The organism is Blastomonas sp. UPD001 (assembly GCF_003426715.1).
Lineage (GTDB): Bacteria > Pseudomonadota > Alphaproteobacteria > Sphingomonadales > Sphingomonadaceae > Blastomonas.
Map to the genome: position 1 here is coordinate 2,727,916 of NZ_QKVT01000001.1, position 11,508 is coordinate 2,739,423.

Here is an 11,508-nt window from a genome sequence, read left to right on the forward strand (position 1 = left end):
ACCCCCAAATTGGCACAGCTTTTGCTGTGACAGTCTCCAGTAACTCTGGAGAGCCGTTTTGTCCTCGTATCTTGGCAGTGTCAGCAATGCAGGAGATCGCGTCACCCGCGCGATTGCCGCGTCTGCGCAGCGCACGGGCGTGGATTTCGACTATCTGATGGGCCAGGCGCGCATTGAAAGCGGGCTCAACCCCAATGCCAAGGCGGGAACCTCGTCGGCGACCGGCCTGTACCAGTTCATCGACCAGAGCTGGCTCGGCGTGGTCGAGAAGCACGGGTCGAAGCACGGGCTGCAATGGGCCGCCAATGCCATCCAGCGCGACGGGCGCGGCCGCTACCGCGTCGACGACCCGCAGACTCGCCATTCGATCCTCGCATTGCGCCGGAATCCCGAGATTGCCGCGCTGATGGCGGGCGAATTCGCGTCCGACAATCGCCAGTATCTCGAATCCTCGCTCGGCCGCAGCGCCGCGCCGGTGGACCTGTATCTCGCGCATTTTCTGGGCCCCGAAGGCGCCCGCCAGTTCCTCGCCGCGCACGATGCCAATCCCGATGCCGCCGCCGCGCCGATGTTCGCGCGCGCCGCCGGGGCCAACCGCTCGATCTTCTACGATCGCTCGGGCGCGCCGCGCAGCTTTGCCGAGATCCGTACCCGCTTTGCCGACAAGCTCGGCGGGGCGGCAGCCGCCGGCGGCAGCCGCTTGCCGCGCGATGGCAATGATCTGCCGCAGGTCCAGCCTGCCGATTACGTCCGGCTCGCCAGCGCGCGCGCCGCCCGACCCGAAATGACCGCCAGCATCGGCGGAAACGACAATGCGCGGCTGGCCTACATGCTGCTCGCCGCGATGGGAGCCTGAACTCGATGAATCCTGCGTCCAGCAAGCTCGGCCATATCCTCGCGATGTCGCGCGGCTCGATCCTGCCGCTCGCCACCCTGTTGCTGGTGGTGTTCCTGGTGCTGCCCGTGCCCGCGCTGGTGCTCGACATCGGCTTCATCTTTAACATCATGATCAGCCTCGCGGTGCTGATGGTGGCATTGAACGTCACCAAGCCGCTCGATTTCTCGAGCTTCCCCACCGTGCTGCTGTTCGCGACGCTGCTGCGGCTCGGCCTCAACGTCGCCTCGACCCGCGTGGTGCTGGTGCACGGGCATGAGGGCGGCGCGGCGGCCGGCCACGTCATCGAGGCGTTCGGCAGCCTGCTGATCGGCGGCGACTATGTCGTCGGCATCTTCGTCTTCGCGATCCTGATGATCATCAACCTGGTCGTCATCACCAAGGGCGCGGGCCGCGTGTCCGAAGTGTCCGCGCGCTTCACCCTCGATGCCATGCCCGGCAAGCAGATGGCGATCGACGCCGACCTGAACGCCGGTCTGATGACGCCCGAGGAAGCCAAGGCCCGCCGCGCCGAAGTCGCGACCGAGGCGGACTTTTACGGGTCGATGGACGGTGCGTCCAAGTTCGTGAAGGGCGATGCGGTCGCGGGCGTGCTGATCCTGGTGGTCAATATCGTCGGCGGCATCATCCTGGGCATGGCGAGCCATGGCCTGGGCATTGCCGAAGCCGCCTCCAACTATACCATGCTGGCGATCGGCGATGCGCTGGTCGCGCAGGTGCCCGCGCTGCTGCTCTCGATCGCCGCCGCGTCGATCGTCACCCGCGTCAACTCCGCGCAGGACCTGCCCGGCCAGATCTCGGGCCAGTTCGCCATCGCCAAGGCCTGGACTCCGGTCGCGGTGATCCTGGGCATCATGGGCGTGCTGCCCGGCATGCCGCACCTCATCATCCTGCCTGCAGCTGCTGCTGCCGGGTACATTGCGTGGAAGCTGTCGCGTCCCAAGCCGCAGGTGGTCGAGGCTGTCGCCCCGGCAGCGCCCGAAAACCCCAACGCCATCGAATGGGAAGACGTGTCCGATGGCGCGATGCTGGGGATCGATGTCGGCTTCGGCCTGGTGCCGCTGGTCGACGAGCGCCGCGACGCGCCGCTGATGCGCCGCGTCACCGGCATCCGCAAGCAGATCTCGAAGGAGCTCGGCTTCGTCATCCCGCTCGTTCGCATCAAGGACGACATGGCGCTGCCCGCCAACAGCTACCGCATCACCATCGGCGGCACGATCGTCGCCGAGGACGAGATCTGGCCCGACGATCTGCTCGCGCTCGACAGCGGCGATATCGACACGCCGATCGAAGGCCGCGCCTGCAAGGATCCGACCTTCGGCATGGATGCGGTGTGGATCAGCGCCGACAAGCGCGCCGAGGCGATCGTCGCGGGCTATACCGTGGTCGATGCCGCCACCGTCATGGCGACGCATCTCAACCAGATGGTCCGCCTCAACGCCGCGCAGCTGTTCGGCATGGACGAGACCAAGAAGCTGCTCGAAACGCTCAAGGAAAACTCGCCCCAGCTGGTCGAGGGTCTCACCCCGCAGCCGCTCTCGCTGTTCACCATCTCCGCCGTCTGCCGCGAGCTGCTGCGCGAAGGCGTGCCGCTCAAGGACTTCCGCCGCATCTGTTCGGCGATGGTCGAGGCGGCGGCCGAAGGCACCACCGTGGCGCAGATCGTCGAGGGCGTGCGCCAGCGCATCGGATCGATCATCATCCAGTCGCTGGTGCCGGTGAACCTGCCGCTGCCGGTGGTGACGCTCGATGCCGAGCTCGAGACGCTGCTCGCCCAGTCGCTGCGCGTTGCCGGCGACGCCGCCTTCCCGATCGAACCGGGGCTGGCGCAGCGCATCCTCGGCGCGATCGAACAGGCGGCGCGTCCGCTGATGCTCGAACAGCGCAACTATGCGCTGGTCACCTCGCCCCAGGCGCGCAAGCCGCTCGCCGACCTCTTGCGCCCGCGCTTCCCCGATACGCCTGTGCTCTCGTTCCGCGAGCTGCCCGACGACAAGCCGGTCGAGGTGGTCGCCACCGTCGGCGGGCAGACGGGCTACCGCACGCCCCAGGCCGAACATTCCTTCTCGCGCGGCTGATGCAGACGCCGATCGTAAAAATTCTCATGAAGCTGGACACCTGATATGCAGCATCTTCCCATCGAGACGATTACTTACGGCCGCAAGCCTGCCGCCGTGCCGCCGGGCAAGCTGATCGAGGCGCACCTGCCGCTGGTCCGCAAGCTCGCCTGGCACGTGCGCGGCATGGCGCCGGGGGTGATCGAGATCGAGGACCTGGTCCAGATCGGCATGGTCGCGCTTGTCGAGGCGGCGAACCATTACGAGGATCGCGGCCACGGCTTTGCCACCTATGCCAGCATGCGCATCCGCGGCGCGCTGATCGATCATCTGCGCGCGAACAGCAACATGTGCCGATCGGCGATGGATTTCCGCAAGCAGCTGCGCCGCGCGAGCGAGAAGCTGGTGCGCGAACTGGGCCGCAACCCGACCGAATCCGAACTCGCCGCCGCGATGGGCATGGACGCCGCCGAATTCCGCATGCGCTCCGACGCGGCGCAGGACGTGAAGTTCGAATCGATGGACGAGGTCTATTCCGAACATTCGATGTGGTTTGCCGATAGCGAGGATTCCGCCGAGACACGGATGGAGGCGGACAATCTCAAGCAACTGCTCAATGCCAGCATCGGCACGCTCAAGGAGCGCGAGCAGCTGATCCTGCAGCTGCACTATATCGAGGAAATGAACCTCGACGAAATCGGCCTGGTGCTCGGCATCACCGCAGCGCGGGTGTGCCAGATCAAGAAATCCGCACTGGAAACGCTGCGCAAGCGTCTGGCCAGTTCGCGCTGAGCTCTTTCCAAGATCCTCTTGCCGGTCGACAGGCGGTCAATCGCGCGGCCCAGCATGGCCTGGGCAGCGGTCGAGGCATTGGCAGCGCGGATGGCGCCGATATTCGTTCCGATAACAGTCATCAGTCTTTCCTTTCGCTTGGTCAATCTTGCGGCGCACTGCTTCTGTCAGCGGCCTCGACATGGTTAACGGCACGGTTGGAAAGCCATTAAGAAGTTTTCACACACCTTTCGAACAGGTTGTCATTTGGCCGACAGGCGTCAATTTTCTGACGCCCCGGCCCGGCAAAACCCGTCAATTTTTTGGCGGCGGTGGTGTGCCTTATATATATAGGGGGGTGTGGGCGGCCATTTTCTGCCGTTTTCCCGATTTGGCACGGCGATTGCTTTGCTTTGGACCTGCGGGGGCCAGTGTAACGGCTGGCCAACGCGATCCATTAAGTCGGGGGACTGAAAAAATGATCGAATGCACTATCAGCGAGGCGGTTCGTGAAAATCTGCCAATGCTGGAAAGCTGGCTCGCATCGGCCTGGATCAAGCCGGTCGCCGCAGGTGCTGCGACCGTGCAGACCGCCAAGGTGCTGATGGCCGCGGAAATCGCTTCGGCCAGCCATCGTGACATTCTGATCGATTTTCGCGACGGCGCACCGTCGCTCGTCCGCGCTGCCAACGGCCTGCCCGCGCGCATCGCCTTCGGCTTTGACGACATGGCGCTTGGCCTGGCGCTGGTGGCAGAGCTGCTGCGCGCCGGACGCGGCCCCGCCGTCGGCGAACCCGCCATGGCCAAGCTGATGGGCTATGCCGCCCGCATCGCACGCAGCGAGGCTGCGGTGCTGATCCAAGGCGAAACCGGCACCGGCAAGGAAGGCATGGCGCGTCTGGTGCATGACGAAAGCCCGCGCGCCAAGGGCCCGTTCATCGCGGTCAACTGCGCCGCTCTTCCCGAAACCATGGTCGAGGCGATTCTGTTCGGCCACAAGAAGGGTGCGTTCACCGGCGCATCGGCCGATGGCGAGGGCCTGTTCCGCGCGGCCGATGGCGGCACATTGTTCCTCGACGAGATCACCGAGCTGCCGCTGGCGCTCCAGGCCAAGCTGCTGCGCGCGCTGCAGGAAGGCGAAGTCCTGCCCGTCGGCGAGACCCGCGCGGTCAAGGTCGATGTCCGCATCGTCACCGCCGCCAACCGCGATGCCGCCGAGCTGGTCGCCGCCGGCGAGTTCCGCGAAGACCTTTACTGGCGCCTCAACGTGATGCCGATCGCACTCCCCCGCCTTGCCGATCGCCGTCAGGATGTCCGCGCCATTGCCGCCGCCATGCTGCTGCGCATGCAGAATGCGGGCGACGATTTCGCCTGGCTGAGCGCGGAAGCGCTTGAAACGCTTCAGGCGCACAGCTGGCCGGGAAATGCCCGCGAGCTGGGCAACGTGCTGCAACGCGCGCTGGTGCTGCGCGAGGGCGATGTCATCGAAGCCGAGGATCTGGGCCTTGCCCCTGCGCGCCTGTTCACGCCCGCTCCCGTCCAGCCGGCCGCCGCGCCCGCGCCGCGTCGGCCGCCTGGTCGCGCATGCGGTTCGGTCCGCCTGATGCGCGGCAGCGATCTGCACAGCCTGTCGCGCGCGGTCGAGCATGACGCGATCCAGCGCGCGCTCGACGAGAATGGCGGCAACCGCCGCGAAACCGCCAAGATGCTCGGCATCTCCGAACGCACCCTGCGCTACCGCCTCGCCAATATGCGCGAGCTGGCCGCCGCAGCCTGATCGAACACGGGACCTAACCCATGAGCACCAATATCAGCAGCTCCATCATGGCCGCGCGCAACGCCATCCTGCAGCAGAACAGCGCGCTCCAACAGCTCAGCAAGAAATCCCCCATGCTGGGCACCGAGCCGACCGAAACCAAGCCCGACGGCTTTTCGGGCACGCTCAAGACCGCGCTCGATCAGGTCAACCAGGTGCAGCACGCCTCTTCGGACGCAGCGACCGCCTATGAAATGGGCCAGACCACCGACATCGCGGCGGTGATGATGGCCAAGCAGAAGGCGTCGATCGGTTTCGAAGCGACGCTGCAGGTCCGTAACAAATTGCTGTCCGCCTATCAGGACATCATGAACATGCCGGTGTAATCCATGTCCGATATCACGATCACCCCCAATAGTGTCGACGGATCCGCCCCGGCAGTCATCCCGGGAACCCCGGGTACCGGCGCAGGTGCCGGCGCGCGCGTGCTCAACGGCACCGCGATCCCGGCGCAGGTCCGCAATTTCATGAGCCAGCCAGCGGTGTCCAGGGCAATGCCGCTGGTCGGCTTTCTCGGCGTCGTGCTGCTCTCGGTGCTTGCCTGGGCCGCGCTGCGCGAACCGCCGCAGCGCGATCTGTTCCGCGGGCTCCCCGATAGCGACAAGGCGGCGGTGATCGCCGCGCTCGACAGCTCGACCATTCCGTACAGCTTCGAGGAAAGCTCGGGCACGATCATGGTTTCTGAAGAGGATTACCACAAGGCCAAGATCGCGCTCGCTGCGCAGGGCCTGCCCAAGAGCGCGCCGAGCGGCGACGAGCTGATCTCGTCGATGCCGATGGGCGCCAGCCGCGCGGTGGAGAATGAAAAGCTCCGCGCCGCGCGCGAGCTCGATCTGGCGCGCAGCATCGAGGCAATGGAATCGGTGGTCTCCGCGCGCGTGCATCTGGCGGTCGAGCCGCCCAGCGTGTTCATCCGCGACCGCAACGAACCCGCCGCCTCGGTGGTGCTGCAGCTCGCCAATGCCGGACGCCTGCCCGAATCGCAGGTCCAGGCGATCATCCATCTCGTCGCCAGCTCGGTCCCCGGGCTGTCGGCGGACAATGTCTCGGTCGTCGACCAGAACGGCCGCCTGCTTTCGGGCGACGGCAAGACCGGCATGAACGGTGTCGAACAGCAGATCGAGATGAAGGAAGCGATCGAGGAACGCTATCGCCGCCAGCTCAACGCGCTGCTGACCCCGGTTCTGGGCGCCGGCAATTTCGTTGCCGAGGTCTCGACCGAGATCAACATGACCGAGCGCCAGGCGACGACCGAAAGCTTCCCCGCCGATGAAGCGCGGGTGAAGAGCGAGCAGACGTCGATCTCGACCGAGACCAATCTTGCACCTGCCGGCGGTGTCCCCGGCGCGCTGGCCAACCAGCCGCCCGCCGATCCCAATGTCACGCCGCAGGCCGGTGGCCAGCTGACCGGCGCCGAAGCCGCCGCGCCCGGTGCGCCGACCACGCGCAACGAGCAGACCAACCGCAATTTCGAGCTGGGCCGCCAGATCGCGGTGACCAAGGAGCCTTCGGGCAAGGTCACCCGGATCTCGGTTGCGGTCGCGGTGAAGAACCTGCCCGGCGGCAAGGAGCGCAGCCCGCAGGAAATCGCCGCCATCGAGGCGCTGGTCAAGGGCGCGATCGGCTTCGATACCGCGCGCGGCGACCAGGTCGCGATCTCGTCGCGCAATTTCGAGCCCGTCACCAAGGTCGAGGAGCCCTTCTACGAGGCGAGCTGGTTCAACATGGTGGTGCGCAACGTCTCCGCGCTGCTCGTCGCGCTGGCGCTGATCTTCGGCATCGGCCGCCCGCTGCTCAAGCGCTACACCCGCCAGAAAGCCGACGACAAGGCGGCGGCGGATGCGGTGAAGGCGGCGGAAACCGGCGAACTGCTGTCCCAGGCACTGGGCAATGACGGCCGGGATGCCAATGGCGCAGGCGCCCGCCCGGCCAAGGAGAACGAGCCGGTCACGCTCGACATGATCAACGCCGCCTCGACCTATCAGGAGCGCGCTTTGCTGATCCAGAATTTCGTCCGGCAGAATCCCGACCACGCCACGCTGGTGGTCCGCGAGCTGCTGAAGGGCAATGCCGATGGCGCCAAGGAGCCTGTTAATGCCTGATGCTCTCGACATGATGACTCAAGATGGCGCTACCGCCGCGCCCGCACGGCGTCCGATCCCCGGCCAGCAGGCCGCGGCGATCCTGATGCTGCTCTTTTCCGAGGAACAGGCCGCCGAGATCCTCGCCCGGCTGGAGCCCGAGGAAGTCCGCCAGCTCAGCGAGATGATGTACACCGTCGCCGATATCGGCGCCGAGGACATCAACGAGGTGCTCGACATGTTCATCGACAAGGCGCGCAACCGCACGATGCTGGGCTACAAGGCCGAAGAGCAGATCGAGGGCATGCTCAAGCGCGCGCTGGGCGACCGCCGCGCCGAAACGATGCTCACCAAGATCGCGCCGAAAAAGGCCGGCGGCGGGCTCGAGGCGCTCAAATGGATGGACCCGGTCGAGATCGCGCTGCTGGTCGAGCACGAGCATCCGCAGATCGCGGCGGTCGTGCTGTCGTTCCTCAAGCCCGAAATCGCCGCCAATGTGCTGCAGCTGCTGCCCCCCGAAGCGCAGGAGGACGTCGTGTTCCGTCTCGCCACCCTGGGGCCGGTGAGCCCCGAGGCGGTCGAGACGATCGAGGCGCTGCTGGTCAATCAGGGCGCGGCACCGCGCGGTGGCGGCAGCGCATCGTCCTCGGGCGGCACGTCGGATGCGGCGGCGATCATGAACATCATCAACAAGCGCGAGAGCCAGCGGATCATCCGCGCGGTCACCAAGCGCGACAAGGAGATCGCGCGCCGGATCGAGGACGAGATGTTCGTCTTTGCCGACCTGATCCGGCTCGATGCCAAGGATCTGGGAACGCTGGTGCGCGGGCTCGAATCCAAGCTGCTCGTCCCCGCGCTCAAGGGTGCCGAAGACAAGCTGCGCGACAAGATGTTCGGGTGCATGTCGAGCCGCGCCGCGCAGTCGATCGCCGACGAGATCGCCGATCGCGGCCCGATGCCGATGTCGGAAGTGCTCGAGGCGCAGCGCGCGGTCATCCAGGTGGCCAAGCGCATGGCCGATGCCGGCGATATCGTGATCGGCGGAGGCGGCGACGAATATGTCTGATCGCCCGATTTCGATCACCCCAACCGGCGAGGCGCAGTTCATGCCAGTCTGGCAGATGCAGCCCAGTGCCAGTGCCTTCCGCCCTTCGCCGATCTTCTCGTCGATGGCCGACCTGGCCGAAGCCGATCTGCACGCCGAGCCGATGGATTTCGGCGAGGACGACGGGTTCGATGGCGACCTGATGGTCGAGACAGGCCCGTCGCAGGACGAACTGCTGGTTCAGGCCTATGATCAGGGCGTCGCCGATGGCATCGCCCAGGCCCAGGCCGAGCTGCAGGCGAGCGATGCCGCGACCGAGGCGCTGGCCCGGGCGATCACCGCGCTGCGCCCGCAGCTCTCGCAGGGGCTGTGCGCGATGCTGCTGCACGCGATGAAGCAGATGCTCGAACGCTCGAGCGGCTTTGCCGAACCCGATGCCGCGGTGCTGGAGAAGCACTGCCGCTCGCTCGCCGCGCTCGTCACCCGCGACATGCGCGGCAGCGCGCTGCACCTTCACCCCGATGACCTCAAGCTGCTCGGCGATGCCGAATGCGGCCTGGTGCTCACCCCCGATCCGTCGATCCGCCGGGGTACGGTATCCTTGAACCATGCCGATGGCTGGATCGAGCAGGGCACCCAGCCGATGCTCGATGCGCTGCAGGGCCTGATCGACGATCTGGAGGGCGACCAGTGATCGCGGCACAGGAAGAGGCGGTTCGCCAGTTCACCGACAAGATTGCCGCGCTCGAGGCCGGCCCGCGCCGCGTCGGCCGCCTGGTCGCGCATGAGGGCGGCATGCTCGAAGTGACCGGTTTCGACTATCCGATCGGCTATGGCGGATCGGTGCGCGCTGCCGATGGCCGCCGCATCCGCGCCGAGATCGCGGGATTCCGCGGCTCGCGCGCGATGATGGTGCCGCTGGAAAGCGATGCCGCGCTGCGCAGCGGTGCGCGGGTCGAGCCCGATGCCCAGGCCAATATGGCGGTGGTCGGCGATGCGCTGCTCGGCCGGATCATCGGTCCGATGGGCGAGCCGCTCGACGGCATGGGCCCGATCATCGCGCACGACCGCTGGCCGCTCGCCGGCAAGCGCGAGAACGTGCTCAACCGCGGGCGCGTCACCAAGACCATCGACCTCGGCGTGCGCGCGATCAACGCGCTGCTCACCGCCGGCCACGGCCAGCGCATCGCGGTGGCGGCGGGTTCGGGCGTGGGCAAGTCGGTGCTGATCGGCCAGATCATCGGCTTTGCCGAGGCGGACGTGATCGTCGTCGGGCTGATCGGCGAACGCGGGCGCGAGGTCAGCGATTTCGTCGAGACCAAGATGTCCGGCCCGATGAAGTCGCGCACGGTGACCGTCGCGGTCCCGGCGGACCACAGCCCGATCCTGCGCCTGCGCGCCGCGTTCCGCGCGACCGCGATCGCCGAATATTTCCGCAAGCAGGGCAAGAAGGTGCTGTTGATCATCGACAGCCTGACCCGCGTCGCGCATGCGCAGCGCGAGATCGGGCTGGCGCTGGGCGAACCGCCGACGATGAAGGGCTATCCACCCTCCGCGCTCGCGCTGATCCCCAAGCTGGTCGAACGCGCGGGCAATGACAAGGAAAGCGGCGGATCGATCACCGCGCTCTACACCGTGCTCGCCGATGGCGACGATCTCGACGATCCGGTGGTCGATGGCGCGCGCGCGATTGTCGACGGGCATATCATCCTGTCGCGCTCGATGGCCGAGCAGGGCATCTTCCCCGCGATCGACATCGGCAAGTCGCTGAGCCGCGTCGCGACCGACATCATCTCCGACGAACATCGCGGCGCGATGGCCAATTTTCGTCGCATCTGGTCGGCCTATGAGGAAAATCGCGACCTGTTGCTGATGGGCGCCTATCGCGAAGGGTCGGACGCCAATATCGACGAGGCGGTGGCGCGCCGGCCCGATCTGCTGGCGTTCATCCGCCAGGGACCGCACGAGCGCATCGATCTGGACGAGAGCGTCGCTGAACTGCTGCAGAGCTTCGGCACATGAGCCTGAAGCCCAAATCCTGGAAGCGCGTGCACGCGGTGCGCGAGGCGCAGGTCAAGCTCGCCATCGGCGCGGCGGCCACGGCGCAGCGCAACGAGGCGACGCTGCAGAACAATGCCGAGCGGTTGAAGAAGCTTCGCGACAATGCGTTCGATGCCGCGCACTGCCAGAACGGCGCGGCGCTGCACGCGCAGCTCGAACTCGCGCAGCGGTTGATCCGCGCCGATGGCGAGATCCACGTCGCGCTCGGCCGGGCGCGGCAAGCGCTTGCCCAGGCAGAGCGGCAACGCACTGCCGCCTATATCGACCGAGAAACCACATCCAAGCTGCTGGGCAGGGCCATCGCGGCGGCGGACGAGACCGCCGAGCGCAAGGCCGCGCGCCTGCCGCTCAAGAGAAAATATCCCAAGGAGGCAGAGGAATGAGCCAGGACATGATGCAGGCCCTTTCAGGGTCGTCGCTGCTTTCGCTATCAATTGGCACGCTTCCTGCTGGTAAGCCGGGCATGACCCTGGACGCCAACCCCTTTGCCAGCCAGCTGGCGCTGATGACCGGAAGCGATGCCGCCGTGGCGGGCATGGCTCCGCCTGTCGCGGCATCGCAGGCGGAGGGCGAGGGCGCCTTTGCCGCAGCGCTGGCCGATATCGGCGAAGGCGCTCCGGCGGCGACGCCGTCCGGCGGTCCTGCCGCGCCCGCGCTGCCCAAAATCGCCATGCCGCATGCCGCGCCCGAGGCCCCGGTCATCGTCGCGCTGCCCGAAGAGGCCAGCACTTCGCAGGTGATCGAGGCGGCGCTCACCGGCGCTGCCAGCCTCGCCACGGCCC

The 11,508-nt window shown here is 66.7% G+C and carries 10 protein-coding genes and 1 pseudogene; all 11 read left to right on the forward strand.

Going from position 1 to position 11,508, the window contains the following annotated elements; genetic code table 11:
- Window positions 1-58 precede the first annotated feature (58 nt).
- Window positions 59-856 carry a transglycosylase SLT domain-containing protein gene (locus DM995_RS13860; RefSeq protein WP_116969801.1) on the forward strand — a complete coding sequence of 266 codons (798 nt, stop codon included), beginning with the start codon at window positions 59-61 and terminating at the stop codon, window positions 854-856.
- A 5-nt stretch (window positions 857-861) separates the two neighbouring features.
- Window positions 862-2,973, forward strand: coding sequence for a flagellar biosynthesis protein FlhA (flhA, locus tag DM995_RS13865; RefSeq protein WP_116969802.1), 2,112 nt, complete (start codon window positions 862-864; stop codon window positions 2,971-2,973).
- Window positions 2,974-3,018: 45 nt separating this feature from the next.
- Window positions 3,019-3,744, forward strand: a complete 726-nt coding sequence (locus DM995_RS13870; RefSeq protein WP_023838690.1) for a sigma-70 family RNA polymerase sigma factor — start codon at window positions 3,019-3,021, stop codon at window positions 3,742-3,744.
- A 457-nt stretch (window positions 3,745-4,201) separates the two neighbouring features.
- Window positions 4,202-5,500, forward strand: a complete 1,299-nt coding sequence (locus DM995_RS13880; RefSeq protein ID WP_116969803.1) for a sigma-54 interaction domain-containing protein — start codon at window positions 4,202-4,204, stop codon at window positions 5,498-5,500.
- 20 nt (window positions 5,501-5,520) lie between these two features.
- Window positions 5,521-5,865 carry a flagellar hook-basal body complex protein FliE gene (gene fliE / locus DM995_RS13885; RefSeq protein ID WP_023837583.1) on the forward strand — a complete coding sequence of 115 codons (345 nt, stop codon included), beginning with the start codon at window positions 5,521-5,523 and terminating at the stop codon, window positions 5,863-5,865.
- A 3-nt stretch (window positions 5,866-5,868) separates the two neighbouring features.
- On the forward strand, window positions 5,869-7,641 hold the full coding sequence (gene fliF / locus DM995_RS13890; protein ID WP_116969804.1) for a flagellar basal-body MS-ring/collar protein FliF: 1,773 nt from the start codon (window positions 5,869-5,871) through the stop codon (window positions 7,639-7,641).
- Complete coding sequence (gene fliG / locus DM995_RS13895; protein WP_116969805.1) at window positions 7,634-8,686, forward strand: flagellar motor switch protein FliG; 1,053 nt, start codon at window positions 7,634-7,636, stop codon at window positions 8,684-8,686. The genes fliF and fliG overlap by 8 nt, the downstream gene beginning before the upstream one ends.
- Window positions 8,679-9,359 carry a FliH/SctL family protein gene (locus tag DM995_RS13900; RefSeq protein ID WP_023837580.1) on the forward strand — a complete coding sequence of 227 codons (681 nt, stop codon included), beginning with the start codon at window positions 8,679-8,681 and terminating at the stop codon, window positions 9,357-9,359. Before fliG ends, DM995_RS13900 begins: the two co-directional genes overlap by 8 nt.
- Complete coding sequence (locus tag DM995_RS13905) at window positions 9,356-10,687, forward strand: FliI/YscN family ATPase (RefSeq protein WP_116969806.1); 1,332 nt, start codon at window positions 9,356-9,358, stop codon at window positions 10,685-10,687. The genes DM995_RS13900 and DM995_RS13905 overlap by 4 nt, the downstream gene beginning before the upstream one ends.
- Window positions 10,684-11,109 carry a hypothetical protein gene (locus tag DM995_RS13910; RefSeq protein ID WP_023837578.1) on the forward strand — a complete coding sequence of 142 codons (426 nt, stop codon included), beginning with the start codon at window positions 10,684-10,686 and terminating at the stop codon, window positions 11,107-11,109. The genes DM995_RS13905 and DM995_RS13910 overlap by 4 nt, the downstream gene beginning before the upstream one ends.
- Window positions 11,106-11,508: pseudogene (locus DM995_RS21905) on the forward strand (hypothetical protein); the annotation flags it as partial. The gene DM995_RS13910 and the pseudogene DM995_RS21905, both read left to right, overlap by 4 nt.